20 protein-coding genes are annotated in these 26044 nt (G+C 64.3%); 13 read left to right on the forward strand and 7 right to left on the reverse strand.

Going from position 1 to position 26044, the window contains the following annotated elements; genetic code table 11:
* The 12 genes from FRAAU_RS01805 (at window position 1) to lpxC (ending at window position 15295) form a co-directional block, all read left to right on the forward strand.
* Window positions 1-1827, forward strand: coding sequence for a peptidoglycan D,D-transpeptidase FtsI family protein (locus tag FRAAU_RS01805; RefSeq protein ID WP_486620751.1), 1827 nt, complete (start codon window positions 1-3; stop codon window positions 1825-1827).
* Window positions 1824-3299, forward strand: coding sequence for a UDP-N-acetylmuramoyl-L-alanyl-D-glutamate--2,6-diaminopimelate ligase (locus FRAAU_RS01810; protein ID WP_014401863.1), 1476 nt, complete (start codon window positions 1824-1826; stop codon window positions 3297-3299). Before FRAAU_RS01805 ends, FRAAU_RS01810 begins: the two co-directional genes overlap by 4 nt.
* Window positions 3296-4654, forward strand: coding sequence for a UDP-N-acetylmuramoyl-tripeptide--D-alanyl-D-alanine ligase (locus tag FRAAU_RS01815; protein ID WP_014401864.1), 1359 nt, complete (start codon window positions 3296-3298; stop codon window positions 4652-4654). The genes FRAAU_RS01810 and FRAAU_RS01815 overlap by 4 nt, the downstream gene beginning before the upstream one ends.
* Window positions 4644-5738, forward strand: coding sequence for a phospho-N-acetylmuramoyl-pentapeptide-transferase (mraY, locus tag FRAAU_RS01820; protein ID WP_014401865.1), 1095 nt, complete (start codon window positions 4644-4646; stop codon window positions 5736-5738). The genes FRAAU_RS01815 and mraY overlap by 11 nt, the downstream gene beginning before the upstream one ends.
* Window positions 5738-6973, forward strand: a complete 1236-nt coding sequence (gene ftsW / locus FRAAU_RS01825; RefSeq protein WP_014401866.1) for a putative lipid II flippase FtsW — start codon at window positions 5738-5740, stop codon at window positions 6971-6973. Before mraY ends, ftsW begins: the two co-directional genes overlap by 1 nt.
* Window positions 6970-8049, forward strand: a complete 1080-nt coding sequence (murG, locus tag FRAAU_RS01830) for an undecaprenyldiphospho-muramoylpentapeptide beta-N-acetylglucosaminyltransferase (RefSeq protein WP_014401867.1) — start codon at window positions 6970-6972, stop codon at window positions 8047-8049. The genes ftsW and murG overlap by 4 nt, the downstream gene beginning before the upstream one ends.
* Window positions 8046-9488, forward strand: coding sequence for a UDP-N-acetylmuramate--L-alanine ligase (gene murC / locus FRAAU_RS01835; RefSeq protein ID WP_014401868.1), 1443 nt, complete (start codon window positions 8046-8048; stop codon window positions 9486-9488). The genes murG and murC overlap by 4 nt, the downstream gene beginning before the upstream one ends.
* On the forward strand, window positions 9485-10444 hold the full coding sequence (locus FRAAU_RS01840) for a D-alanine--D-alanine ligase (protein WP_014401869.1): 960 nt from the start codon (window positions 9485-9487) through the stop codon (window positions 10442-10444). Before murC ends, FRAAU_RS01840 begins: the two co-directional genes overlap by 4 nt.
* Window positions 10441-11178, forward strand: a complete 738-nt coding sequence (locus FRAAU_RS01845) for a cell division protein FtsQ/DivIB (RefSeq protein WP_014401870.1) — start codon at window positions 10441-10443, stop codon at window positions 11176-11178. The genes FRAAU_RS01840 and FRAAU_RS01845 overlap by 4 nt, the downstream gene beginning before the upstream one ends.
* Window positions 11175-12407 carry a cell division protein FtsA gene (gene ftsA / locus FRAAU_RS01850; RefSeq protein ID WP_014401871.1) on the forward strand — a complete coding sequence of 411 codons (1233 nt, stop codon included), beginning with the start codon at window positions 11175-11177 and terminating at the stop codon, window positions 12405-12407. The genes FRAAU_RS01845 and ftsA overlap by 4 nt, the downstream gene beginning before the upstream one ends.
* A gap of 133 nt (window positions 12408-12540) precedes the next feature.
* Window positions 12541-13740, forward strand: a complete 1200-nt coding sequence (ftsZ, locus tag FRAAU_RS01855) for a cell division protein FtsZ (RefSeq protein WP_014401872.1) — start codon at window positions 12541-12543, stop codon at window positions 13738-13740.
* A 634-nt stretch (window positions 13741-14374) separates the two neighbouring features.
* On the forward strand, window positions 14375-15295 hold the full coding sequence (lpxC, locus tag FRAAU_RS01860) for a UDP-3-O-acyl-N-acetylglucosamine deacetylase (protein WP_014401873.1): 921 nt from the start codon (window positions 14375-14377) through the stop codon (window positions 15293-15295).
* Between the two features lie 88 nt (window positions 15296-15383).
* Here the strand turns inward: lpxC and FRAAU_RS01865 are convergent, their stop codons facing one another.
* Window positions 15384-15854, reverse strand: coding sequence for a DciA family protein (locus FRAAU_RS01865; protein WP_014401874.1), 471 nt, complete (start codon window positions 15852-15854; stop codon window positions 15384-15386).
* A gap of 288 nt (window positions 15855-16142) precedes the next feature.
* Between FRAAU_RS01865 and secA the strand changes: the two genes are divergently transcribed.
* The gene (gene secA, locus FRAAU_RS01870) at window positions 16143-18869 is read left to right on the forward strand and encodes a preprotein translocase subunit SecA (RefSeq protein ID WP_014401875.1); all 2727 of its coding nucleotides are present in this window, start codon (window positions 16143-16145) and stop codon (window positions 18867-18869) included.
* A gap of 127 nt (window positions 18870-18996) precedes the next feature.
* Here secA and FRAAU_RS01875 read toward each other — a convergent pair whose 3' ends face one another.
* The 6 genes from FRAAU_RS01875 to FRAAU_RS01900 all read right to left on the reverse strand — a co-directional run bounded on the left by FRAAU_RS01875 (window position 18997) and on the right by FRAAU_RS01900 (window position 26032).
* A complete protein-coding gene (locus FRAAU_RS01875) occupies window positions 18997-19842 on the reverse strand; it encodes a symmetrical bis(5'-nucleosyl)-tetraphosphatase (protein WP_014401876.1) in 846 nt (281 codons plus the stop codon).
* Between the two features lie 50 nt (window positions 19843-19892).
* Window positions 19893-20276 carry a Co2+/Mg2+ efflux protein ApaG gene (apaG, locus tag FRAAU_RS01880; protein WP_014401877.1) on the reverse strand — a complete coding sequence of 128 codons (384 nt, stop codon included), beginning with the start codon at window positions 20274-20276 and terminating at the stop codon, window positions 19893-19895.
* A gap of 71 nt (window positions 20277-20347) precedes the next feature.
* The gene (gene rsmA / locus FRAAU_RS01885; RefSeq protein WP_014401878.1) at window positions 20348-21124 is read right to left on the reverse strand and encodes a 16S rRNA (adenine(1518)-N(6)/adenine(1519)-N(6))-dimethyltransferase RsmA; all 777 of its coding nucleotides are present in this window, start codon (window positions 21122-21124) and stop codon (window positions 20348-20350) included.
* Between the two features lie 58 nt (window positions 21125-21182).
* On the reverse strand, window positions 21183-22541 hold the full coding sequence (locus FRAAU_RS01890) for a peptidylprolyl isomerase (RefSeq protein ID WP_014401879.1): 1359 nt from the start codon (window positions 22539-22541) through the stop codon (window positions 21183-21185).
* Window positions 22542-22574: 33 nt separating this feature from the next.
* Window positions 22575-24995, reverse strand: a complete 2421-nt coding sequence (locus FRAAU_RS01895; protein WP_156803304.1) for an LPS-assembly protein LptD — start codon at window positions 24993-24995, stop codon at window positions 22575-22577.
* 119 nt (window positions 24996-25114) lie between these two features.
* The gene (locus FRAAU_RS01900; RefSeq protein ID WP_014401881.1) at window positions 25115-26032 is read right to left on the reverse strand and encodes a histone deacetylase family protein; all 918 of its coding nucleotides are present in this window, start codon (window positions 26030-26032) and stop codon (window positions 25115-25117) included.
* Window positions 26033-26044: the final 12 nt, after the last annotated feature.

Below are 26044 nucleotides of genomic sequence, written 5' to 3' on the forward strand. Positions count from 1 at the left end.
CTGCGACTGCCTCGTCTGCCCAAACCGCCCGCCACGGCCAGCCGTCGCGGGCGTGCTCGTCCGGGCCCGCAGGTGCGGCGACGGATGGCCTTGGTGATGGGGCTGTTCGGGCTGATCGCGCTGGGCCTGGTGGCCCGCGCTTTCGATCTGCAGGTGGTCAGCAAGGGGTTTTATCAGGCCCAGGGTGACTCACGGTTTCTGCGGGTGATGCCGATCTCGGTATCGCGTGGAGCGATCTTCGATCGCAACGGCGAACCTTTGGCCGTGTCCACCCCGGTCGTATCGATCTGGGCGATTCCCGGCGAGGTGCTGGGTGAACCCGAGCGGATTCCTGAGCTGGCCAAGGCGCTGCAGATGGATCCGTCCGATCTGAAACAGAAGCTGCAGCAACATGCCGACCGTGAGTTCATGTATCTGCGCCGGCGCATGCAGCCCGAAGCGGCCGATGCGGTGCTGGCAATGAATATTCCCGGCGTCAATGGCCAGCGCGAATACCGGCGGTATTACCCTTCCGGCGAAGTGACTTCCCATGTGCTGGGTTTTACCAATATCGACGACCATGGTCAGGAAGGCCTGGAACTGGCCTATGACAACTGGCTGGCCGGCAAGGCCGGTGCCAAGCGGGTGGTGCGCGACCGTCAGGGCCATGTGGTGGAGGATCTTGAACAGGTCAAGGATCCCCAGCCGGGGCGCGACCTGACCCTGAGCATTGATCGGCGGATCCAGTTTCTGGCCTTCAACGAATTGCGCGCGACGGTGGAGCGCACGGGCGCGGATTTCGCCTCGATGGTGATTCTGGATGTCGCCACCGGCGAAGTGCTGGCGATGGTGAACCTGCCTACCTACAACCCAAATGCCAAGCTCAGCAACAATCCGGGCGAGCGCCGCAATCGCGCGGCCACCGACGTGTTCGAACCAGGCTCGACCATGAAGGCCTTTACCCTGGCGGCAGCGCTGTCCAGCGGCAAATACACTCCGACGTCGCCGCTGATCGATACCACCGGCGGGCATTTCATGTATCTGGGCCACGATATCCATGACGTCGAGCGCGGTGGCAATGGCTGGTTGACGCCGACCGGCGTGATCACCAAGTCCAGCAATATCGGTGCGGCCAAGATCGCCATCAGCCTGGATACCATGCTGATGTACAACACCTACCGGGCCTTCAATTTCGGTTCCAGTACTGACAGCGGCTTTCCGGGCGAGGCCTCCGGCTATCTGAAAAATGGCGCGACCTGGGGGCAGCGTGAAAAGGCGATCTTCGCTTATGGCTACGGCGAGAACGTCACCGCCCTGCAACTGGCCAATGGCTATGCCACCATCGCCGACAACGGCGTGATGCATCGCCCCAGTTTCATCAAGGGCGTGGACAATCCGGCCAAGGCCATCGTTGCGCCGGAAGTGGCCCACGAGCTGGTCAAGATGCTGGAAACCACCACCCAGCCGGGCGGCACGGCGACCAAGGCACGCATCGCCAACTACACGGTGGCGGCCAAGACCGGGACTGCGCACAAGGCGCAGGCCGGTGGCTATGCCAAGAACAGTTACGAAGCGGTGTTTGCCGGTATTGTGCCGGCCGATCATCCGCGGCTGGTCGGCGTGGTCATCGTCGACAATCCGGTCAAGGGCGGATATTACGGCGGCCAGGTATCGGCACCGGTGTTTGCCAACGTGATGACCGGCGCGCTGCGCCTGCTGGATGTGCCGCCGGACAATATCGGGCGCTGGTATGCCGGTGGGCCGGTGCAGAGCCCCAGCGGGCTGGTCGGCAGCAAGCCGCCGGAAGATGCCCCGGCCGAAGAAGCGCCGGCGGATGAGGTGCCATGACGACTTCATGGACACTGGCAGGCCTGCTGGACGCCATCGCTGACCCCGCCGGGGCCGGCGATATCGTCGTTTCGGGACTGTGTCTGGACTCGCGGGCGGTCCGTTCCGGTGATGTCTTCGTCGCCCTCAATGGCAGCCGCGAGCACGGCATCGTCCATCTGACCCAGGCCGAGCAGGGCGGGGCGGTGGCCGTGCTGGCCCAGACTCCGCTGGTACCGGGCCTGGTCACGGCACTGCCGGTGATCTGGATCGAGGCGTTGGATCAGCGCCTCGGCGAGCTGGCGGCGCGCTTTTACGGGCGGCCTTCGGCCGCATTGCGTCTGACCGGTGTCACCGGCACCAACGGCAAGACTTCGGTGGTGCAGTTGCTGGCCCAGGCGCAGCAGCGGCTGGGGTATCGCAGCGCCAGCATCGGCACTCTGGGCGCCGGCGCGCCGGGTGCGCTGCGTGCGGGCGAGCGCACCACGCCTGATGCCATTGCGGTGCAGTGCCAGCTGGCCGCCTTCCGCGAGGCCGGTTTCACCGACGTGGCGATGGAAGTGTCTTCCCACGCGCTGGTGCAGGGCCGGGTCAATGCCGTCGACTTCGAGCTGGCGGTGTTCACCAATCTGACCCGTGACCATCTCGATTACCACGGCAGCATGGAAGCCTACGGTGCGGCCAAGGCCGGTCTGTTCGAGTGGCCCAGCCTGCGCGCGGCGGCGATCAATATCGACGATGACTTCGGCCGCGGCTTGATGCGCCGACCGGGTGCACTGCAGCGCCTGAGCCTGAGCGCCGAGGGTGATCCGGCGGCGGCGGTGCGTGCCGAAGGGGTCGTCGCTTCGCTGGCCGGCCTGGATTTCCAGCTGATTACGCCCTGGGGCGAAGGCCCGGTGCACAGCCCGCTGCTGGGACGCTTCAATGTCGCCAACCTGTTGGCGGTGGTGGCCTGTCTGGGGTTGCAGGGCACGGATTTCCCGCAGCTGGTCGAGGTGCTGCAGCAGCTGCAGCCGGTCAACGGCCGGATGAACCGGCTCGGCGGAGAGGGCGGCCAGCCGCTGGTGGTGATCGATTACGCACATACCCCCGATGCCTTGCAGCAGGCCTTGCAGGCGTTGCGCGAGCATGGCCGGGGGCGTCTGATCTGCGTGTTCGGTTGCGGCGGGGACCGTGATGCGGGCAAGCGTCCGTTGATGGGCGCGGCAGCCGAGGCCTGGGCCGACCAGCTTGTGGTTACCGATGACAATCCGCGCAACGAAGACGGTGAGCAGATTGTCGGGCAGATCCTGCAGGGGGTGACTGACCCCTGCGCGGCGACAGTGATCCGCGATCGTGCCGCTGCCATTGCCTGGGCACTGGCACAGGCCGGTGCCGAGGACATGGTGCTGGTGGCCGGCAAAGGCCATGAGACCTATCAGGAAGGCCGTCAGGGCCGGATTCCATTTGATGATTTTGCCGTGGCCAGCACGGCGTTGGAGCAGTACGCATGATGCGCTTGAGTGCCGTTGCCTTGTGGACCCGGGGGCGCCTGACCGGCGCCGATGCCGAGGTGACCGGGGTGACGATTGATACCCGTTCGATCCAGCCCGGCAATCTGTTTGTCGCGATCAAGGGCGAGCGTGTCGACGGTCACGATTTTCTGGCGGCGGCCAAGGCCAGCGGTGCGGTTGGCGCGCTGGTGACCCGGCCGGTGGCTGTGGATCTGCCGCAGGTTCTCGTCGACGACGCGACCTTGGCCCTGGGTGATCTGGCCAGTTCGGTCCGTGCCCAGAGCAATGTGCAAGTGGTGGGCATCACCGGCTCCAATGGCAAGACTACGGTCAAGTCGCTGGTCGCGGCCATTCTTGCGCTGCAAGGCCGTACCCATGTCAACTCGGGCAATTACAACAATGAGCTTGGCCTGCCGCTGACTCTGCTGGCGATGCCTCAGGACTGCGAATATGCGGTTCTGGAAATGGGGGCCGGCAAGCCTGGTGATATCGATTATCTGGCCGCCATCGCGCGCCCCACGGTGGCGCTGGTCAACAATATCGCACCGGCCCATCTGGCCCGCATGGGCACCCTGGAAGGCGTGGCCGAGACCAAGGGCGCGATCTACCAGCATCTGCCGGCCGACGGGGTGGCGGTGATCAATGCCGACGAGCCGTTCGCGCGTTTTTTCCTGGGTCTGGCCGGCAGCCGCCGCCAGTTGAGTTTCGGTCTGGAGCAGAAGGCTGATGTGACCGCGACGGCCATCGAACTGCATGCCAGTGGCAGCCGTTTCCAGCTGCATCTGGGCGACGAGTCCATGGCCATCGAACTGCCGCTGCCGGGTCGTCACAATGTCGCCAATGCGCTGGCTGCAGCGGCCGTGACGGCGGCCCTGGGCGTTCCGCTGGCGCGGATCGCTCAAGGGCTGGCACAGGCGCCGGCGGTGGCCGGCCGGTTGCGCCGACAGTCCTTGGCCGATGGCGCGGTGCTGATCGATGACAGCTACAACGCCAATCCCGGCTCGGTACGTGCTGCCATCGACACTCTGGCGGCCCAGCCGGGCCGGCGCTGGCTGGTGCTTGGCGACATGGCTGAACTGGGACCGGCCGGCAAGGCCTTGCATGCCGAGGTAGGGCGTCAGGCCCGCGTCGCCGGCATCGATGCTTTGTTCAGTGTCGGCCCGCTGGCCGCCGAAGCCAGTGCCGCCTTCGGGGCGGGGGCTCAGGCCTTCACCGATCAGGCCGCTTTGCTGGCGGCGCTGCAGTCCGGACTGCAGCCCGGCATCGTCTGCCTGGTCAAGGGCTCGCGCTCGGCCGGCATGGACCGGATCGTCAGCGCGCTGAGCGGCAGCAAGGAGGTCAGTCATGCTGTATGAACTGGCGACCTGGCTGGAACCGCATTTCAGCAGCCTGCATCTGTTCCAGTACATCACGTTTCGCGCGATCATGGCCGCGCTGACCGCCTTGAGCATGTCCCTGCTCAGCGGTCCCTGGCTGATTGCCCGGCTGGCGGCCCTGAAGGCCGGTCAGGTGGTGCGCAAGGACGGTCCGCAGACCCATCTGGTCAAGGCCGGCACGCCGACCATGGGCGGGGTCCTGATTCTGCTGGCGATCACGGTGTCCACTTTGTTGTGGGCGGATCTGCACAATCGCTATGTCTGGATCGTGCTGGCCGTGCTGCTCAGTTTCGGCGTGATCGGCTTCTATGACGATTACAAAAAGCTGGTGCTGAAGGACAGCCGTGGCCTGGCTTCGCGCTGGAAGTATTTCTGGCAGTCGGTTTTCGGCCTGTTCGCGGCCGTGGTGCTGTATCTCGGGGCTCCCCACGGGCCTGCACCGGTACCGGAGACGGCACTGTTCCTGCCCTTGTTCAAGCAGGTGGTGATTCCGCTGGGCATCGGTTTCGTGGTGCTTGCCTATTTCATGATCGTGGGGTTCTCCAACGCGGTGAATCTGACCGATGGTCTGGATGGTCTGGCGACCATGCCCAGCGTGCTGGTCGCCGGCGCCCTCGGTGTGTTCGCCTATCTGGCCGGCAACCGGGTGTTTTCCGAATACCTGGGGATTCCTTCGATTCCGGGCGCGGGTGAACTGGCGATCTTCTGCGGGGCGATGGCGGGTGCCGGCCTCGGTTTTCTGTGGTTCAACACCTATCCGGCCCAGGTCTTCATGGGCGATGTCGGTGCGTTGGCGCTGGGGGCGGCCTTGGGCTGCGTGGCCGTGATCGTGCGTCAGGAGATCGTTCTGCTGATCATGGGCGGCGTGTTCGTGATGGAAACCGCCTCGGTGATGCTGCAGGTCGCCAGCTTCAAGCTGACCGGCAAGCGCATCTTCCGGATGGCGCCCATCCATCACCATTTCGAACTCAAGGGCTGGCCTGAGCCTCGGGTCATTGTCCGTTTCTGGATCATCAGCGTGGTGCTGGTGCTGATCGGTCTTGCGACCCTGAAGGTGCGCTGATGCCGATGTCGGAAAACTCGCAGACCAGACGTCACGAAGGTCCCCGCGGTCGGGTGGACCTGCTGCTGCTGCTCGGGCTGCTGGGTCTGATCAGTCTGGGGGTGGTGATGATCGCTTCCAGCTCGATCGCGGTCGCCGACAGCCAGCATCATCAGCCCTTCTATTTTCTGAAACGGCATCTGATCTTCCTCAGTCTGGGCTTCGCCGCCGCCGCGGTGGCGCTGAAGACCGAGCTGCGCTGGTTGGAACAGCGGGCCGGCCTGCTGCTGATCTGTGCCGTGCTGATGCTGCTGGCGGTCTTCGTGCCGCATTTCGGCATGCGTATCAACGGCGCCCGCCGCTGGCTCAATCTGGGTTTCACCAGCTTCCAGCCGGTCGAAGCGGTCAAGCTGATCCTGGTGCTGTACATGTCCAGTTATCTGGTGCGCCATCGCGAAAGCATCGAGACCCGGTTGTGGGGACTGCTGCGTCCGCTGCTGGTGGCCGGCATGCTGGTCGCCCTGCTGCTGGCCCAGCCTGACTTCGGATCGGCCACCTTGGTGATCGGCGTGACGATCGGTCTGGTCTGGCTGGGCGGTGCGCGGCCCTTCTTCCTGTTTCTGATGGGGCTTCCGCTGATGCCGGCGCTGGTGATCGCGGCGACCAGCGAGAGCTATCGCGTCAAGCGGCTGACCTCGTTCATGGATCCCTGGAAGGATCCCTTCAACGACGGCTTCCAGCTGACCCAGTCACTGATGGCGGTGGGGCGGGGCAGCTGGGACGGGGTCGGGCTGGGTTCAAGCATTCTCAAATTGTCCTATCTGCCTGAGGCCCATACCGATTTCATCCTGGCGGTGATCGGCGAGGAGCTGGGGCTGGCCGGCATCGTGCTGGTGCTGGGCCTGTTCGGACTGGTGCTCTGGCGTGGCTTCACGATGGGCTTGCGCGGGGTTGAGATCGGCCAGCGCTATGCCGCCTATGTGGCTTTCGGTGTGTCGCTGATGCTGGGCCTGCAGGTGACGGTCTCGGTGGGCGTGAACCTGGGGGCCTTGCCGACCAAGGGTCTGACCTTGCCGATGATCAGCTATGGCGGCTCCTCAATGGTGCTGACCTGTGCCATGGTCGGGGTGCTGTTGCGCGCCACCTTTGAAATCAACCGGGCCCTGGATGCGCGGCGCAGCAACAGCCGTTATCTGGAAGCTCTGGCCGCCGCCGCCCAGGCGCCTGCGCCGACGACCACGAGGGCGGCCGCATGAGCGCGCGCGGCAAGGGGCCGGTTCTGATCATGGCCGGTGGTACCGGCGGCCATATTTTCCCCGGACTGGCGGTGGCCGAACAGCTGCGCGCCCGCGGCATCGAGGTGGTCTGGCTGGGCGCTGCCGGCGGCATGGAAACCCGGGTGGTGCCCGAGCACGGCATCACGCTGCATGCGGTTCCGGTCGGCGGCCTGCGTGGCAAGGGCTGGGCGACGCGTCTGCGCGCGCCATGGATGCTGCTGCGGGCCGGGCTGGTCTCTTTTGCCTTGATCCGCCGCGTGAAACCGACGGCGGTACTGTCAATGGGCGGTTATGTCGCCGGCCCCGGCGGGGTCGCGGCCTGGCTGCTGCGGCGGCCGCTGCTGATTCACGAGCAGAACGGCATTGCCGGCGTGACCAATCGCCTGCTGGCGAAACTGGCCCGGCGAGTGCTGACCGGTTTCCCCCAGGTCCTCAAGGGGGCTGAATGGGTGGGCAATCCGGTCCGTGCCGCCATCGCGGCATTGCCCGAGCCCGCCGAGCGGATGGCCGCCCAGCCGCTGCCGGCGCGGTTGCTGGTGCTGGGGGGCAGCCTGGGCGCGCGCGCCTTGAACAACTTGTTGCCACAGGCACTGGCCTTGCTGCCGGCGGCGCAGCGGCCGCAGGTGCTGCACCAGGCCGGACGCAACGGATTCGAGGCGGCGGTGCAAGCCTATGCCGAAGCCGGCGTGCGGGCCGATGTGCGACCGTTTCTTGATGATATGGCCGCCAGCTACGGTTGGGCCGATCTGGCCGTGTGCCGGGCCGGTGCCCTGACCATTGCCGAGCTGACGGCCGCGGGGCTGGGCTCGATTCTGGTGCCGTTCCCCTATGCGGTGGACGATCACCAGACGCGCAATGGCAGCACCCTGGTCGAGGCCGGCGCGGCCGAGTTGGTCCAGGAACGTGATTTGACCCCTGAATGGCTGGCTGCCCGCCTCGGCGAGCTGCTGGCTGATCCTTCCCGCCTGCGCGCGATGGCAGTTGCCGCACGCAGTCTGGCCAAACCGGCCGCGGCCAAGCGTATTGCCGATGTATGTATGGAGGTGGCCGCATGACGCCATTGCGTGTCCTCGGTCATGAGGAATTGATGAGCACCTTCAAACGGGTGCATTTCATCGGGATCGGTGGTGTCGGCATGAGCGGCATCGCGGAAGTCCTGTTCAATCTGGGTTATGCCGTCTCGGGCTCCGACCGGGCCGAGTCGGCGACTTCGCTGCGTCTGCGTGCGTTGGGCATGACCGTGCATATCGGCCATGCCGCCGAGCAAGTCGCCGATGCTCATGTGGTGGTGACTTCCAGCGCGATCAGAGCAGACAATCCCGAGTTGACGGCCGCCCGCGAAGCGCGGATTCCAGTGATTCCGCGGGCGGAGATGCTTGGCGAGCTGATGCGCTTCCGGCGCGGCATCGCGGTGGCGGGCACCCACGGCAAGACGACGACGACCAGCCTGCTGGCCAGCGTGATGGCCGAAGCCGGCTATGACCCGACCTTCGTGATCGGCGGCCAGCTGAACGCGGCCGGCGCCAATGCCCGGCTGGGGACCGGCCAGTATCTGGTGGCCGAGGCGGACGAGTCGGATGGCTCCTTCCTGTTGCTGTCGCCGGTGATCGCGATCGTCACCAATATCGATGCCGATCATCTGGAAAACTACGGTGGCGAGTTCGCCGGCGTGCGCAAGGCCTTTGCCGACTTCCTGCATCGCCTGCCGTTCTACGGGCTGGCGGTCCTGTGCGTGGATGATCCGGAAGTGGCCGAGCTGGCGCGCCAGACCACCCGCCGCAGCCTGACCTACGGCATCGACTCCGGGCAGGCCGATGTGCGGGCCAGCGACGTGCGCCAGGAAGGTTTTGAAATGACCTTTCTCCTGCATCTGCCGGGCGAGGCCGAGCCGACGCCGGTACGTCTGAATTCGCCGGGCCGGCACAATGTGCTCAATGCGCTGGCGGCGGCGGCCGTCGGCTGGCAGCTGGGCGCCGATCCCAAGGTCATCGCTGACGCGCTGGCCCGCTTCCAGGGGGTGGGCCGTCGTTTCCATCGCCGTGGCGAGCTGCCCATCGACCAGGGCTCGGTGCTGCTGGTCGATGATTACGGTCATCATCCCAGCGAGCTGGCAGCCGTCTTTGCCGCCGCCCGCGGCGGCTGGCCCGAGCGGCGGCTGGTGGTCGGTTTCCAGCCACATCGCTACAGCCGCACCCGCGATCTGCTGGACGATTTTGCCAATGTCCTGGCCGAGGTCGACGTGCTGGTGCTGACCGAGGTCTATCCGGCCGGCGAAGCGCCGCTGCCGCAGGCCGATGGCCGGGCGCTGGCCCGGGCCGTGCGTGCCCGCGGCAAGGTCGACCCGGTGTTGATCGATCATCCGCGAGATCTGAAAACGGTCCTGCCGGCCCTGTTGCGTGACGGCGACCTGCTGTTGCTGATGGGCGCCGGTGATATCGGCGCGGCGGCACTGGACATGGTCCAGCGTGGTGATCTGAGGAGCGAGCCGGCATGACGGATTTCGATACAAGCCGCCAAGCTTCAGCCGCCGCCCGTTTCGGTCGGGTCGCGGTGCTGATGGGAGGTACGTCTTCCGAACGTGAAGTCTCGCTGGATTCCGGCCGCAACGTGCTGGCCGCGTTGCGCGGACTGGGCATCGATGCCATTGCGCTGGATGGCATTCCGGCCTTGAACCGGGCCTTGCGTGAAGCCAGTGTGGATCGGGTGTTCAATGTCCTGCACGGCCAGCATGGCGGTGGAGAAGACGGCGTGGTGCAGGGGCTGCTGGAGGCGGCCGGTGTGCCCTATACCGGTTCCGGTGTGCTGGGTTCGGCATTGAGCATGGACAAGATCCGCAGCAAGCTGGTGTGGCTGGCGCTGGGCCTGCCCACGCCCCGCCATGTCGCGATCCGCAAGGGCGACGACGTGCGCCGGGCTGCTTCGCTGATCGGTTTCCCGCTGATCGTCAAGCCGGCCTGCGAAGGCTCCAGCGTCGGCATTACCCGGGTCTTCGACGAGAACGGGCTGGCCGAGGCGGTGGCTCTGGCCGAACGCTATCCGGGTGATCTGCTGATGGAGACCCTGATACGCGGCGGTGGCGAATATACGGTCGGCATTCTGGCGGAACGGGCCTTGCCCAGTATCCGCATCGTGCCGGCCGGCGAGTACTACGACTATCACGCCAAATACCAGGCCGAAGATACCCGGTATCTTTGCCCGGGGCTCAGCGGCGAGGACGAGCAGTCATTGCGGCAACTGGCCCTGCAGGCCTTTCAGGCACTGGACTGTCGTGGCTGGGGCCGGGTCGACGTGATGCGCGATGAAGCGGGCCGGTTCTGGCTGCTGGAAGTCAATACCGCCCCCGGCATGACTTCGCATTCGCTGGTACCGAAGGCGGCTGCCGAGCTTGGTCTGGATTTTGCCGAGCTGTGCCTGCAGGTGCTGGAAACCAGCGTGGAGGAGGCCCCATGAAAGGCGCCGGGCGCTTCTTCGGCTGGGCCGTGGCGATCATGCTGGTCGTGCTGCCTATTGTCGGCGTGTTGCAGGGCTGGTTTGCCTCGCAGCACTGGCCGGTCACCAAGCTGACCGTGCAGGCGCCCTTTCACGAAGTCACCGGACCGCAGCTGCGTGCCGCCGTCGTGCCGCAATTGGGCAAAGGTTTCTTCGCGCTGGATCTGGACCAGGTCCAGCAAGCGGTAGCCGCGATCCCTTGGGTGCAGTCCGTCGAGGCACGAAAGCGCTGGCCGGACAGTCTGCTGCTGCGGATCACCGAGCGCGAGCCGTTTGCGCACTGGAACGAGCATCAGCTGATCAGTCGCAAGGGCCAGGTCTTTGACGGAGGCCAGGCCAGCGTGCCGGACAGCCTGCCGCAGCTGGCCGGTCCGGAGTCGCAGATGAGCGAGGTGGTGGCCTTCTACGTCAGTCTGCAGCGGGCCTTCGCCCCCAGTGGCCTGAAAATCAGCGGGGTCAGTCTCAGCCAGCGTGGCAGCTGGACGGTGCGTACCACGAGCGGGGCCCGCATCGAGGTCGGGTCCCGAGAGATGGCCAGGGAGCGGCTGCACCGGTTCCTGGGCGTCTATCCGCAACTGCTCGATCAACACCCGGAAGGCCTGGCTTATGCCGACCTCCGATATACCAATGGATTCGCCGTGAGGTGGGATACATCCCGTACCGCCCCCTCCACCCAGAGCACACCGCATACATGAAACCAAGGAACGAAAAACAGCTGGTCGTGGGACTTGATATCGGCACCTCCAAGGTGGTGGCGATTGTCGGCGAGTACGAGCCGGGCGAGCCGGTTGAAGTCATCGGCATCGGCTCGCATGCCTCCCGCGGCCTCAAGCGCGGCTCGGTGGTCGATATCGAATCGACCGTGCACTCGATCCAGCGGGCCGTGGAAGAGGCCGAGCTGATGGCGGGCTGCGATATCCGCTCGGTCTACGCCTCGATTTCCGGCAGTCATCTGGAAACACGCAATTCCCACGGCAGCGCGGCGATCCGCGACCGTGAAGTGAATGCAGGGGATCTGGAGCAGGTGCTGGAAGCGGCCAGTGCCGTGAATTTTCCGGCCGACCGGCGGGTGCTGTTCAAGGAGGCGCAGGAATATCGCATCGACGGCCAGGACGGCATCCGTTCGCCGGTGGGTATGAGCGGGGTACGCCTGGAGGCGAGCGTGCATCTGGTCACCGGTGCGGCGGCGGCGGTGCAGAACATTACCAAGTGCATCCAGCGTTGCGGCCTGAGCGTGGATGAGCTGGTGCCGTCCTCGATCGTCAGCGGCAAGTCGGTGCTGACCGACGACGAGCGCGAACTGGGTGTCTGTCTGGTCGATATCGGCGCGGGTACCACCGATATCGCGATCTATACCCAGGGCGCGATCCGCTACACCAAGTCGCTGCCCGTCGGCGGCGATCAGGTCACCAACGATATCGCCTACGGTGTGCAGACGCCGACCTCGCATGCCGAGGAAATCAAGATCAAGTACGCCTGTGCGCTGGCCGGCATGGCTCGCGCGGACGAGTCGATCCAGGTGCCCAGTGTCGGTGACCGGCCACCCCGGCGACTGGCTCGCCAGTCGCTGGCGCAGAGCGTGCAGGCGCGCTACGAGGAAATTTTCGAGATGGTGCAGGAAGAGCTGCGCCGCTCGGGCTACGAGAGCATGGTCGCGGCCGGCGTGGTGCTGACCGGCGGTGCCTCGAAGATGGAAGGGGCCCTGGAACTGGCCGAGGAAATCCTTCACAAGATGGTTCGGATCGGTATTCCGCAGCATGTGGTGGGGATGGGCGAAGTCATCGGCACGCCGCAACACGCGACGGGCGTGGGCTTGCTGTTGCATGGATCGCGACCGGACGGAAAGCGCATCAGCTATCCGGTCGGCGGCAGCGTAGGTGGTTTGATCGGAAATCTGCAGGGCTGGTTCCGCCGCAATTTCTGAGTGGTTGCAGTACGGCAAGTTCAACGAAACATGGTTTGCCAGGTCATGCCTGGCCGGGACGCGAGTCCACTACCCCGTCTGGTGCAGACCGCACGGGGCAACAACGACAACGACGTACAACGGAGGACGGGAAATGTTTGAACTGATCGAAAAACTGGCACCCAATGCGGTCATCAAAGTCATCGGCGTCGGCGGCGGCGGTGGCAATGCGGTCGCCCACATGCTGAACTCCAATATCGGCGGCGTCGAATTCGTGGTCGCCAATACCGATGCCCAGGCCATGAAGCACTGCGGCAACCGGGTGCATCTGCAGCTGGGCGGCAATGTCACCAAGGGACTTGGCGCCGGTGCCAACCCCGAAGTCGGCCGTCAGGCCGCGCTGGAAGATCGCGAGCGGATCGAGGAGATGCTCGATGGCGCGGACATGGTTTTCATCACCGCCGGCATGGGCGGTGGCACCGGGACCGGGGCCGCCCCGGTGGTGGCCCAGCTGGCCAAGGAAAAAGGCATCCTGACCGTGGCCGTGGTCACCAAGCCGTTCCCGTTCGAAGGTCGCCGCCGCATGCAGGTGGCCTTGAAGGGTATCGAGGACCTGTCCCAGCACGTGGATTCGCTGATCATCGTGCCGAACGAGAAGCTGTTGAGCGTGCTGGGCCGGGAAGTGACTCTGGTCAATGCGTTCAAGGCCGCCAACGACGTGTTGCAGGGAGCGGTGCAGGGCATTGCCGACCTGATCACCTCGCCGGGCCTGATCAACGTCGACTTTGCCGACGTGCGCACGGTGATGAGTGAAATGGGCCAGGCGATGATGGGTACCGGCATGGCCCGCGGCGATGACCGTGCCCAGGCGGCCGCCGAGGCGGCGATCAAGAATCCGCTGCTGGAAGACGTCGATCTGAATGGCGCCTGCGGCATTCTGGTGAACATCAGTGCCGGTCCGAACCTGACCTTGCGTGAATTCCAGGAAATCGGCGATATCGTGCATGCCTATTCCAGTGAAGACGCGACCGTGGTGGTCGGTACCTCCCTGGATCCGGACATGCAGGACGATGTCCGCGTCACCGTGGTGGCCACCGGTTTGAACCGGCTGCCGGCCACGGGCGCCGTGCGTCCGGCGGCGGCAGGTCAGCGTGCCGGCACGGTGGAAATGCGGCAGGCGCCCCGTCCGGTGGTGCTGCGTACCGGCACCGGCAACGAAGTGGTGGACTATGCCATGAGCAACGAGTCCAGCCCCGCTCACCTGCGCTCCGATGCATCGCCTTCGGCCAAGCCGGCGGCTCCCGACAACGACTATCTGGATATCCCGGCTTTCCTGCGCCGTCAGGCCGACTGAGTCGCATCCAGCTCCTTGTCGTTGAGTGAATTCCCCCACCCGCCGGTCCCGTCCCGGCGGGGAAGGGGGCTCGAGGTCTGCCGCCCGGCGGGCCATTTCCGCCTGTCCGCGGTTTCCGGTTCGCGGCACGTACCCGGCCGATGCGTCAGCGGTCGCGGTCTTCAGGCATTGCAGGGACCGCTGCTGCCGGTTGCCGCCCATGTCCGATGAGGCCGCAGGACATCGACAGCAAAAGAATTGAAATTGTCCGGAACCAATCGGGCCGCATCGCGGTCAGAGTTCATCGTGACCGTGATCGGAATGTTAATCCGCGCCACGGAACGGCCGTGGATTTTCTGTGCAGCGCGCGTCGTTCTTAACACCTGCCCTTGTTGTTCCAGACCAGGGGCAAGGCTGCTTTTGACCGGAATGCTGCGCTACATGGTGACAGCAATTGATGTGTTACTGTATAACGTGCCGTTAGTTTATTGAAATGAATGGACTTTCGTAATCTGACAAGTAAGAATCGTTGGCGTCTTGAAGCTGAAAGATTTATGAAAGGTCGTCTGGCGGCCGTTCCCGGCTTGTCATTTCAGGTTAAAACTATGTTAGGATGCTGGCCAGTTTGGCGGCTGCAATACAGGTAAGCTAAGAGATGATCAAGCAGCGTACGCTCAAAAATATCATTCGCGCGACGGGTGTCGGTCTGCATACCGGCGACAAGGTCTATATGACGCTGCGCCCGGCGGCACCCAACACCGGCATCGTTTTCCGTCGCATCGATCTGGATCCGCCGGTCGAAATCAAGGCCCGTCCCGATCGCGTCGGCGATACGCGGCTGTCGACCACACTGGTCGGCGAAAATCCGGATATCCGGGTCTCCACGGTCGAGCATCTGCTGTCGGCCATGGCCGGTCTGGGCGTGGACAATGCCTATGTCGACCTGTCGGCGCCCGAGGTGCCGATCATGGACGGCAGCGCCGGCCCCTTCGTGTTCCTGCTGCAGTCGGCGGGCATCGAAGAGCAGAACGTGGCCAAGCGGTTCATTCGCATCAAGAAGGCCGTCGAGGTCCGTGACGGTGACAAGACCGCACGCTTCGAGCCGTTCAACGGCTTCAAGGTGGGATTCTCGATCGAGTTCGACCATCCGGTGATCAGCAAGCGCGTGTCGCGTGCCGAAATCGATTTCTCGACCACGTCCTTCGTCAAGGAAGTCAGCCGCGCGCGGACCTTCGGTTTCATGAAGGACATCGAGATGTTGCGCGAGCACAATCTGGCACTGGGCGGCTCGATGGACAATGCGGTGGTGCTGGACGACTATCGCGTGCTCAACGAAGATGGACTGCGGTACGAGGACGAGCTCGTCAAGCACAAGATTCTGGATGCGATCGGCGACCTTTACCTGCTCGGCCACAGCTTGATCGGCGCCTACCATGCGCACAAGTCCGGGCATGAATTGAACAATATCCTGCTGCGCACCTTGCTGGCTGACCCGGCGGCCTGGGAAGAAGTGGTGTACAAGGATGATCCGCTGACGGCGCCGATCTCCTACGCCCATCCCGCGCAGGCGATGTAGGCAAGCGGTCGCGGTCCTGCGGGGCCGGCCTGTTGCAGCGACGGCCGCATGGTGCGGCCGTCGTCGTGTCTGCCTGTCGCGGGGGGGCTCAGTCCTTTTCGTCCTCGCTCGCCGGCGGCGCCTTGCCGTGACTGGCCAGGTCCAGAAACATCCGTTGCAGCTGGGGATCGCCCAGATGCCGGGCGGCGGCGGTAAGGTGCTGGGCCGAGCTTTCCGAAAGCGTCTTGCGCGGCCGGGTGTCTTCCCGTTCCGGCGGTGTCCATGTCGCCATTTTCACGCTGATCGCATCCACTTCCAGTCCCAGGCCACGCGCCGTGGTGAAAATGGATTGCTGCAAGGTGCGTAGGCGGCTGGCCCAGGCCGGCGAGGGTGCCAGAAAGACGAGTCGTCGGCCCTTGATCGCGGCCAGACGCACCTGATCCTGCATGGCCTTGGGCAAGGTCTTGCGCAGCGCCTGGTCAAGTGCGGCCAGCCAGGCGGCATGCCGGCTGAGCGCGGCGATGCCGACACAGTCCTCCAGCCGCCGTGGCCGGCCCTGGCGTTGCAGGGTGGGGCGCATACGCTGACGATCTGAAGGTGGCGGACTGGTGGACAAGAGGCATTTCCGGATGAGCTGGGCCCAGACTAGCCCGGATTGATGCGACTTGCATCCGGACGAAGCGGCGGCGTGGCGACTTCGCGGCTTGAAAGCACGCCGGCTGACCGCCATTGAATACTGAGCCAGGAGATACCAGCCAGTCTTGACCGTCAGCCGTTTGGGCTTGCCGGCTGACCCGAGTATGATGTTTGATCCTTGGTGATTTGCCGTCTCTGACGGCAGACCATTCCACCTTGACCCGGAAGATCGATGTTCAATCGTGCTTTGACCCGTCTTTTTGGCAGCCGCAATGAGCGAGTGCTGCGGCAACTCTCGAAACCGGTGGCCCGCATCAATGCGCTGGAGCCTGAGTTCGAGCAGCTCAGTGATGATCTGCTGCGGGCCAAGACCGAGCAGTTCCGGCAGCGCCTGGCCGCAGGCGAGAGCCTGGACGCATTGCTGCCGGAGGCCTTCGCCACGGTGCGTGAGGCCGCCCGCCGGGTCCTGGGCATGCGCCATTACGATGTGCAGATGATCGGCGGGATGGTGCTGCATTCGGGCCGCATCGCGGAAATGCGCACCGGCGAGGGCAAGACCCTGGTCGGCACCTTGCCGGTATATCTGAACGCGCTGGCCGGCAAGGGCGTGCACGTGATCACGGTCAATGACTATCTGGCCCGTCGCGACTCGGCCCAGATGGGCCAGCTCTACAACTTCCTGGGCCTGTCGGTGGGCGTGGTGTATCCGGGCATGGATCATGCCGACAAGCATGCGGCCTACAATGCCGACATCACCTACGGCACCAACAACGAGTTCGGCTTCGACTATCTGCGCGACAATATGGCCTTGTCCAAGGACCAGCGCTACCAGCGCGGTCTGAGCTACGCCATCGTCGACGAAGTCGATTCGATCCTGATCGACGAGGCGCGGACGCCGCTGATCATCTCGGGCCCGGCCGAAGATTCGCCGCAGCTGTATATCGCCGTCAACAAGATCGTGCCCAGCCTGGTCCGCCAGGAGAAAGAGGACGGTCCTGGCGATTACTGGGTCGACGAAAAGCAGAAGCAGGTCCATCTGTCCGAGGAGGGTATGTCGCACGCCGATGAATTGCTGCGTGCGGCGGGCGTGCTGGAAGAAGATACCGGTCTGTACGACCCGAAGAATCTGGCGGCGGTCCATCATCTGAATGCGGCCTTGCGCGCCAATGTCATCTACCATCGCGATGTCGACTACATCGTGCGTGGCGGCGAGGTGGTGATCGTCGATGAATTCACCGGTCGTACCTTGGCCGGCCGTCGTTGGTCCGACGGTCTGCATCAGGCGGTCGAGGCCAAGGAAGGCGTACCGATCCAGCGCGAGAACCAGACGCTGGCGACGGTGACCTTCCAGAACCTGTTCCGGATGTACGACAAGCTGGCCGGCATGACCGGTACCGCCGACACCGAGGCTTACGAGTTCCAGCAGATCTACGGTCTGGAAGTGGTGGTGATTCCCACCCACAAGCCGCAGCAGCGCAAGGATCACCCTGACATGGTGTTCCTGGGTCAGGAGCAGAAGTTCAAGGCGGTCATCGAGGACATCAAGGCCTGCCACGAGCGTGGCCAGCCAGTGCTGGTGGGCACCACCTCGATCGAGGTCTCCGAGCTGCTGGCCGAGCAGCTGCGTGCCGCCAAGGTGGCGCACGAGGTGCTGAACGCCAAGCAGCACGAGCGCGAGGCGCATATCGTGGCCCAGGCCGGAGCGCCGGGAGCTGTCACGATTGCTACCAACATGGCCGGTCGCGGTACCGACATCGTGCTGGGCGGCAGTCTGGAAGCGGTACTGGCCGCCCTGCCCGAAGATGCCGACGATGCGGCCCGGGCCGAGGCCAAGGCCCGCTGGCGCGTACTGCACGATCAGGTGCTGGCGGCCGGCGGCCTGCATATCATCGGTACCGAGCGGCACGAGTCGCGCCGCATCGACAACCAGCTGCGTGGTCGTTCCGGTCGTCAGGGTGATCCGGGTTCATCGCGGTTCTATCTGTCGCTGCAGGACAACTTGCTGCGGATCTTCGGCGGCGAGTCGGTCGGGCGCTGGATGCGGATGTTCGGCATGAAGGAGGATGACGCGCTGGAAGACAAGATGATCAGCCGTCAGATCGAGAAGGCCCAGCGTCGCGTCGAGCAGCACAACTTCGATATCCGCAAGCATCTGCTGGAATTCGATGACGTGGCCAATGATCAGCGCAAGGTCGTCTATGCCCAGCGTGACGAATTGCTGGAGGGCGAGGACGTATCCGATGCCATCGCCGACATCCGTCACAGCGTGGTGACCGAGCTGGTGCAAAGACATGTCGCACCGGACAGCATCGAGGAACAGTGGGATCTGGAGGGGCTGGAGCAGGAGCTGAGCAGCGAATTCGGTTTGCAGGAGCCTTTGCGGCGCTGGGTGGAAGCCCAGAGCGAGCTGGATGCCGAGGGCATTCTGGCCCACGTCCGCGAAGCGATGGACGGCTTGTTCCGCGAAAAGGAAATGCAGCTGGGTATCGACAATATGCGCCAGCTGGAAAAGCACATTATGCTGAGCGTGGTCGACAATGCCTGGAAAGAGCATCTGGCCAGCATGGACTATCTGCGCCAAGGCATCTATCTGCGCGGCTACGCACAGAAGCAGCCGAAGCAGGAATTCAAGCGCGAGTCCTTCGAGCTGTTCACCACCATGCTGGGTCGGATCAAGACCGATGTGATCCAGATGCTGGCCCGGGTCCGGGTCCGCAGCGAGGAAGAGGTGCAGGCGCTGGAGGCCGAGCAGCAGCAGGCGGCGGAAGCCCTGGCGGCGCAGATGCTGACTTCGGGTGGTGGCGAGGCGCCGGCTCCGATGCTGTCCGGCGATGCGGTCACTCCTACCGTGGCTGCGGATACGGCGGTGGCCGGCGAGCTGCCCAAGGTCGGTCGCAATGATCCCTGCCCCTGCGGTTCGGGCAAGAAGTACAAGCACTGCCACGGCCAATTGCTCTGAGTAGGCCAGGCCTCGGCCGGGTATGCCGGAGCCGGACATGAAGCAGCCCCGCAGGATCGCTCCTGCGGGGCTGCTTCATGACGGGATTTTGAAGAATGTCGTCCCGACGGCGCGGCTCGGGTACCGATCAGTCGTTTCCGCCACCCTTGCGGCTGGACTCGGCGGCTACTGAGACGTAGGCAGGCTCTTCGCCGTCGAGCCGCATGGCGGTCAGGCGGCCACCCCAGACGCAGCCGGTATCCAGGCAGTACACGCCCAGCCCGGCAAAGCGTCCCAGTGCCGACCAGTGACCGAAGACGATGCGGGTTTCATGCTGGCGCATGCCGGGTACTTCAAACCAGGGATAGCTGCCCGGGCGCTGGGTGCCGGGGCGCCCCTTGGCCTCGAAATCGATACGGCCATGGACGTCGCAGTAACGCATGCGGGTCAGCATGTTGATTGCCGCGCGGTGCCGCTCGATGCCTTGCAGGCGGTTCGACCAGCTGGCCGGCCGATTGCCGAACAGATTGCGCAGCAGCCGTGTATGGCGGGGGCTGGAAAGCTCGCGCTCCACTTCCTGGGCCGCACGCTGGGCCTGGCGCAGGTTCCAGTTCGGCGCGAGGCCGGCATGGACCATGGTCCAGCCCAGCTCCGCGTCGTGATGCAGCAGTTTCTGCTGGCGCAGCCAGGCCATCAGTTCAGGGGCATCTTCGGCAAACAGGACTTCGCGCAGCTCCTCGTTGACCTTGGCCTGGGCTTCCGGTTTGCGCAGGGCGATCGCCAGCAGGCTCAGGTCATGATTGCCCAGGGTGATGGTGACGGCGTCGCCCAGGCTGTGGATAAGGCGCAAGGTGCGCAGCGATTCACCGCCGCGATTGACCAGGTCGCCACAGAACCACAGGCGGTCGACAGCAGGGTCGAAGCGGAGTTTTTCGAGCAGACGTTGCAGTTCGGGATAGCAGCCCTGCACATCGCCGATTGCATAGATAGCCATCGATACGGATCAACCTGCGTGCCGCGGAGCGGTATGGGGGTGGGTCAACATCAGTGCAGGGTTCGCGGGATGGTGAGTGTGAAAGGCGGGATCGGTGTTTCAAAACGGGTGCCATCGTCGGCCAGCATGTGATAACTGCCGGTCATGACGCCGACCGAGGTTTCCAGGACCGCGCCGGAGGTGTATTCGAAATCGTCGCCGGGGCGCATCCACGGCTGTTCGCCGACCACGCCTTCGCCGGTGACTTCCTCGGTCTTGCCATTGGCATCGGTGATGATCCAGTGCCGGGTCAGCAATTGCGCGCCGACGCTGCCGATATTGCGCAAGGTGATGGTGTAGGCGAAAACGTAGCGGTTGTCATCCGGCCGCGACTGGTCTGGCACGAACTGGGTTTGCACCTGCACGTCGATCGTGTAGGGAGATTGGCTGTTCATTTTTCTATTCTAAGCCCAGCAGCCATCGCCTGCCCATGTTTGATTGCACCGGCAGGCGCGGAGCCGAGGCTTCAGGCCTGGGCCAGACGGATGAAATCCGCCGGCGAGAGAGTCTCGGCACGACAGCCCGGATCAATGCCGGCACGACTGATCGCGGCGGGTTCCAGCGTGCCTTTCAAGGTGTTGCCCAGGGTCTTGCGACGCTGGGCAAAGGCTGCCTTGACGATGTCGTGCAGGCGGCGGGAGTCGGCATCGGGAAGCTGCTCCGGCGGCAATGGCTGCATCCGCACCACGGCCGAGTCGACCTTGGGCGGTGGCCGGAAGGCTCCGGGCGGCACGATGAACAGCGGCGTGACCTGGCAGCGCAGCTGCAACATCACCGACAGGCGACCATAGATCTTGCTGCCGGGAGCGGCGGCCATCCGGTCCACCACTTCCTTCTGCAGCATGAAGTGCATGTCTTCGATGGCGGCGGCATGGTCCACGCAATGGAACAGGATAGGGCTGGAAATGTAATAAGGCAGATTGCCGGCGATACGCAGCCGTTCCGCGCCGAGCTCGGTGGCAAGGCGGCTGATGTCGACCTTCAGGATATCGGAGCGGATCACCTGCAGCTGACCGATGCTGGCGGCGCGCGCCTCGAGGCCGGGAATCAGCTCGGCATCGAGTTCGATCGCGGTCAGCCTGCCGGCGGCCTTCAGCAGCGGAAAGGTCATCGCCCCTTCGCCGGGGCCGATCTCCACCACGGTATCGGCAGGGCGGGGCGCGATGGCGCCGACGATGCGATCCACATAATGCCGGTCATGCAGAAAGTGCTGACCGAAGTGTTTTTTGGGTTTTGCGTTCATGCGGTATGCCGGGCCTGCGTCGGCGGCCTGACCGCCGACGCGTGCTTCAGGGCCTGGCTCATGCAGCGGGCGAGGCGGTATGGGTGTTGGTGTCCTGCAGGGCCGGGACCAGAATCTTCACATAGGAGCCGGAGCGCAGCTGGCGCAGGAAATTGTCATAGGCCTCCTCCGACTTGCGGCTGCCGATTTCCTGGCGGGCCTGGCTGCGGGCGAGCTGATTGGTCTGATCGACCTGACGGCTGCCCAGTCGTTGCAGGATGATCCAGCCGGCATCGGTCTGGAACGGCTTGGAGACCTCCTCGTCCTGCAGCTGCTTCAGCTGCCCGGCCACGGCGGGGCCCCACCCGTCCAGCGGGAACCAGCCCATGTCGCCACCCAGATTGGCCGATGTGTCGTCATTGGAGTCGGCCTTGGCCAGGGCGGCGAAGTCGCCGTGCTGGTTGACGATCTTGTTGTACAGGTCCTCGGCCTTCTGCTGGGCCTGTGCCTCGCTCAGCAGCTCGGTCGGCCGGATCAGGATTTCACGGGAGTGGTATTCGGTGACCAGCTGCTGCTCCTGCTTGCGGACACCCAGCAGCTTCAGGATCTGGAACCCGGCCGGAGTGCGCAGCGCCGCGGTGACCTGGCCTTCATTCATGCTGGAAACGGTATCCGTGAACAGCTGGGGAATCGCATCCAGCCGGCGCCAGCCCAGATCGCCACCTTGCAGAGCATCCTGGGCATCGGAGTAACGCGCGGCGACGGCTGCGAAGTCGGTACCTGACTTGATGGCGGCTTCGGCTTCGGCCGCCTTGGCTGCGGCGGCCTGGATATCACTGGCGGTGCCGCCGCTGGGTACGCTGATCTGGATATGCGCCAGATGCACTTCACCCGCCTTGTAGCTGGGGCTGTGCAGCAGGTTGTCGACTTCGCTGTCGGTGACGGTGACCTGGTCGTGCATGATGCTTTCATGCAGGCGCTGGATCATCAGCTGGTCGGCCATCTGCTGCTGGAAAGCGCGGAAGCTCTGGCCATGCTGCTCGACGGCAGTACGCAACTGGTCGGTGGTCAGATTGTTCTGCTGGGCGACCGCCTGTACGGCCTGGTCCACGTCGGCATTGGCCAGCTGGATGCCTTGCTCGTTGGCTTTCTGGATCTGCAGCCGCATCAGGATCAGTCGATTGAGCACCTGGCGGGCCAGCACGTCCTCGGGTGGCAGGCGCTCGGCCGGCGTGGACTGGCGGACGTTGGCGATCGCGGCATCCAGCTCGCTCTGCAGGATCACATCATCCTCGACCACGGCGACGATCCGGTCGACCAGATGACTGTCCTGGGATGGGGCCGTCGTAGAGGTGCCGCCCAGCAGTTGCGCCTGGGCCACCGGGGTGGTCGCTACGGCAACGGTGGCCAGTAGCGCGAATGCAATCGTTTGCTTCATTAGCGAGAATCCGGTTCGCCCGCAGGCGAGATATTATTGATAACCCTGATACCCGAGGATATCACGGCGCAGCATGGACTCGACCTGATTGGACGAGGAGCCGAGGCCCTTGAAGACCACCTCGAACATGAACGAGTTGTCGCGCTTGTTGTTGGTATACATGTTGCTGAAGCTGCTGGTATTGACGTAGCTGCGGTCGACCACCCGGAACGATACGCAGCAGCTGTCATATTCGACACCGCCCAGTGCCTCGATCAGTTCATGATCGACCACCGACCAGGTCAGGCTGCCCAGCAGTCGCCAGCGATCCGTCAGCGGATAGACCGCAGCGGTGCTGTATTGGTTCAGCAGGCCGCGTCGATACAGGTAGGAGAAGTCAACCAGACCGCCGTCGCCGAAGCGATGCTGCAGCTGCATGATGCCCACATCGGTCTGATGGGTGTTGGGATCGTACTGGTAGGTGGTGGTGACCCGCCAGTTGTCAGCCAGGCTGAGGCTGCCCTGGAACACGTAGTTGGAACGGGCCCAGTTGGTCGGCTCGGTATTGGTCTGGATGATGCGTCCCACCTGGCTGTTGGTCTCGTAGGGAAGGATGACCCGCTGGGGCGCGAAATACTGGATCTGGCCCAGACTGGCCGAGAACCGCTCGGTGCCGCTGTCATCCAGGAAGCGGGTGGTGAGGGCTGCCGTCAGGTTGTTCGCATTCATCTGCCGGTCGGCACCGGAGTACTGATTGGTCGAGAACAGCTGCTGATAGTCCAGCGTGTCGATGCCGGTGTCGAACAGCGGCAGATTGTTCTGGTTGCGGTAGGGCACGTACAGATAGAACAGCCGTGGCTCCAGGGTCTGGGTGTACTGCTGGCCGAACAGTGAGGTCTGGCGGTCGAAGACCAGCCCGCTGTCCAGGCTGACGATGGGCAGCGAGCGCTGCATGGTGGCCTGGTTGAAGGGCGATTGCTCGTCCGGCGCGATCGGACCGTAGGCGTTGTAGTGGTTGTAGCCTGGCTGCAGCTGGTAGGCGGTGTAGCGATAGCCCACACGGGGTTTGACGAACCAGGCCGAGCCGCGGAAATCGGCCGCCAGCCAGGGATAGATGTCCTCGCGCTGGCCTTCGACATTGCCGGGCTTGCGAAAGGCGGTGGCCTCGTCATCCATGCCGAAATCCAGCCAGCGGGTCAGCGGTCGGTCCATGTTGAACACTGCGTGCGGAAGCCGGTTGTACTGCATCACCGAATTGTTCAGGAACGGGTTGATGTTCTGGTAGACATCGGCGCCGATCGAACTGGTCCACCACTTGCCATGGCCGTTCAGATAGGCAGTGGAGGCCAGGGTGCCGATCGCGCTGGTATACAGGTCGCTGCCGTAGTCATACAGGAAGGCGCCATCCGAGGCCCGGTTGATATTGGTATCCAGGCTCCAGTTGTCCCACAGCCGGGTATGGCTGACGAACTTCATCAGATAACGGGCGTGGTCCTCCGTGTTGTACAAGGTGCCACTATCCTTGGGGGCTCCATCATGCGGGTTGTATTCCACGCCGAGCAGTCCGGTGCTGCGCCGGGTCTTGTAGCGGAAGGTCTCTTCCAGCACCACGCCACGACGGGTATAGATCCTGGGATTGACGGTCAGGTCGTAGTTCGGCGCCAGATTGAAGTAATAAGGCGCGCCGATGACATAGCCCGAACGGCTGGTATGGCTGAGCTCAGGGGATAAGAAGCCGCTTTCGCGCCGGTTGTCGGTAGGAAAACCGAAATAGGGCAGATACATCCAGGGCACGCCGCGGTAATAGAACTTCACGTCGCGCGCGGTGCCTCGACCGCGTTGCTTGTCGATCCTGATCTGCTTGCTGCGGATTTCCCAGACATGATGGCCGATGTCGCATGTGCTGTAGCTGGACATCAGATAGCTGCTGCGGTTGATGTCCAGCATCGATACGCTGTCGGCCGTGCCGTTGCCGCGGCTCAGCAGCATCTGGTAACGCAGATGACCATCGGCCGTGCCGGTGCCGCGGTCTGAATTGCCCTTGACGTGGTCGGCGGCGATCAATTCACCGGCCTGTTGCATGCGAACGTTGCCGCGTGCCTCGTAGTCTGAACTGTCGCCGTCGTAGTCGACGGTATCGGCCTGCAGGCGCTGGTCGGCCCGGACCAGATTGGCCTCGCCCTGCAGGTGGTAGATGGTCTGATTCAGTGAAGTCAGCGACCTGCCACTGACATGGGTCTCGGCCGTGGGGCGCAGGCGCGTATCCTGCGGCAGGCCGGGATCGAAGAAGTCCAGTGTCGAATGGGTGCGGCAGATCGCGTAGCTGGGCGGCAGCGTCGGGCACAGATAGCTGCCCAGCGGACAGCTGAGATTGCGCTTGGCATGAGGCGGCTGGCTCTGGCCACTGACCGGACCACTCTCCGCGCCAAGGAGGGCAAGTGCGGCAGCCAGGGCGAGCAGGCGTCGAGGGGGCATGGTGCGTTGCGTCGGCGTCACAGGCAGTCGGGTCAAGTTCATTGAAGAGAGTAAAGCTAACAGAAACCTGCGGAACTTAGGCATCGGCAACCGCAGTCCGCGTGGATCGCCGGCGGTGTTCAGCGCATCAGGGCGCGGACATGAGCCTGAGTGCAGCACGCCAGGCCGGCCAGGTCATAGCCGCCCTCCAGGCTGGATACCAGCCGGCCCTCCGCATGCGAGTCGGCGAGATCGACCAGCCGCCCGCTGATCCAGGCGAAGTCTTCGCTGCCCAGTTGCAGATGAGCGGTAGGATCGCCTCGGTAGCCATCGAAGCCGGCCGATACCAGTACCAGCTGGGGCTTGAAACGGAACAGGCGCGGCAGCAGCATGTCCTGCCACAGCTGCCGGAAGGCGCCGGCGCCGTCGCCGGCCAGCAGACTGCCGTTGACGACGTGGTCATTGCCGTTGAGTGCCTCGTCACCGGTATAGGGAAACAGTGGCGACTCCTGGCTGGAGGCAAACATCACCCGTGCGTCGTGCTGGAACATGGCTTGCGAGCCGTTCCCGTGATGGACATCGAAATCGACGATGGCGAGCCGTTTCAGACCGTGTTCGGCCAAGGCATGGGCCGCACCCACGGCGATGTTGTTGAACAGGCAGAACCCCATCGCCGCATCCGGCATGGCGTGGTGGCCGGGCGGGCGGATCGCGCAGAAGGCGCGCTTGACCGCGCCATGCATGACGGCATCCACCGCGCCGCAGACGGCACCGGCGGCATGCAGGGCGGCGGAGGCCGAGCCGGCCCCGATCACGGTATCTTCGGCCAGACTCAACAGCTGCTCGCCGTGCAGCGGCTGCAGGACCTGTTCGATGTGTCGGCGGGTATGGACCCGCTCCAGCTGCTGGCGGCTGGCCGCAGGGCTGTGGACCCGTTCGAGACCAGCGAACTCCGGTGTCTGCAGCGCCCGCAGCACCGCATGCAAACGGGCCGGCGACTCGGGATGAATGCCCGGATCGTGCAGCAGGCAATCCGGAGGAGAGTACAGTCGCAGCATGTGCGGTTCCGG

Source organism: Frateuria aurantia DSM 6220 (genome assembly GCF_000242255.2).
Classification (GTDB): Bacteria; Pseudomonadota; Gammaproteobacteria; order Xanthomonadales; family Rhodanobacteraceae; genus Frateuria; species Frateuria aurantia.

What these genes read in the sequence shown, in the direction of transcription:
- mraY (WP_014401865.1), top strand. Translation starts at nt 4,644, where the DNA reads ATGCTGTATGAACTGGCGACCTGGCTGGAACCGCATTTCAGCAGCCTG.
- FRAAU_RS01865 (WP_014401874.1), bottom strand. Translation starts at nt 15,854, where the DNA reads ATGCGCCCCACCCTGCAACGCCAGGGCCGGCCACGGCGGCTGGAGGAC.
- FRAAU_RS01890 (WP_014401879.1), bottom strand. Translation starts at nt 22,541, where the DNA reads ATGAAGCAAACGATTGCATTCGCGCTACTGGCCACCGTTGCCGTAGCG.
- FRAAU_RS01815 (WP_014401864.1), top strand. Translation starts at nt 3,296, where the DNA reads ATGATGCGCTTGAGTGCCGTTGCCTTGTGGACCCGGGGGCGCCTGACC.
- FRAAU_RS01895 (WP_156803304.1), bottom strand. Translation starts at nt 24,995, where the DNA reads ATGCCCCCTCGACGCCTGCTCGCCCTGGCTGCCGCACTTGCCCTCCTT.
- ftsA (WP_014401871.1), top strand. Translation starts at nt 11,175, where the DNA reads ATGAAACCAAGGAACGAAAAACAGCTGGTCGTGGGACTTGATATCGGC.
- ftsZ (WP_014401872.1), top strand. Translation starts at nt 12,541, where the DNA reads ATGTTTGAACTGATCGAAAAACTGGCACCCAATGCGGTCATCAAAGTC.
- FRAAU_RS01875 (WP_014401876.1), bottom strand. Translation starts at nt 19,842, where the DNA reads ATGGCTATCTATGCAATCGGCGATGTGCAGGGCTGCTATCCCGAACTG.
- murG (WP_014401867.1), top strand. Translation starts at nt 6,970, where the DNA reads ATGAGCGCGCGCGGCAAGGGGCCGGTTCTGATCATGGCCGGTGGTACC.
- murC (WP_014401868.1), top strand. Translation starts at nt 8,046, where the DNA reads ATGACGCCATTGCGTGTCCTCGGTCATGAGGAATTGATGAGCACCTTC.
- ftsW (WP_014401866.1), top strand. Translation starts at nt 5,738, where the DNA reads ATGCCGATGTCGGAAAACTCGCAGACCAGACGTCACGAAGGTCCCCGC.
- secA (WP_014401875.1), top strand. Translation starts at nt 16,143, where the DNA reads ATGTTCAATCGTGCTTTGACCCGTCTTTTTGGCAGCCGCAATGAGCGA.
- apaG (WP_014401877.1), bottom strand. Translation starts at nt 20,276, where the DNA reads ATGAACAGCCAATCTCCCTACACGATCGACGTGCAGGTGCAAACCCAG.
- FRAAU_RS01810 (WP_014401863.1), top strand. Translation starts at nt 1,824, where the DNA reads ATGACGACTTCATGGACACTGGCAGGCCTGCTGGACGCCATCGCTGAC.
- FRAAU_RS01845 (WP_014401870.1), top strand. Translation starts at nt 10,441, where the DNA reads ATGAAAGGCGCCGGGCGCTTCTTCGGCTGGGCCGTGGCGATCATGCTG.
- FRAAU_RS01840 (WP_014401869.1), top strand. Translation starts at nt 9,485, where the DNA reads ATGACGGATTTCGATACAAGCCGCCAAGCTTCAGCCGCCGCCCGTTTC.
- FRAAU_RS01900 (WP_014401881.1), bottom strand. Translation starts at nt 26,032, where the DNA reads ATGCTGCGACTGTACTCTCCTCCGGATTGCCTGCTGCACGATCCGGGC.
- lpxC (WP_014401873.1), top strand. Translation starts at nt 14,375, where the DNA reads ATGATCAAGCAGCGTACGCTCAAAAATATCATTCGCGCGACGGGTGTC.
- rsmA (WP_014401878.1), bottom strand. Translation starts at nt 21,124, where the DNA reads ATGAACGCAAAACCCAAAAAACACTTCGGTCAGCACTTTCTGCATGAC.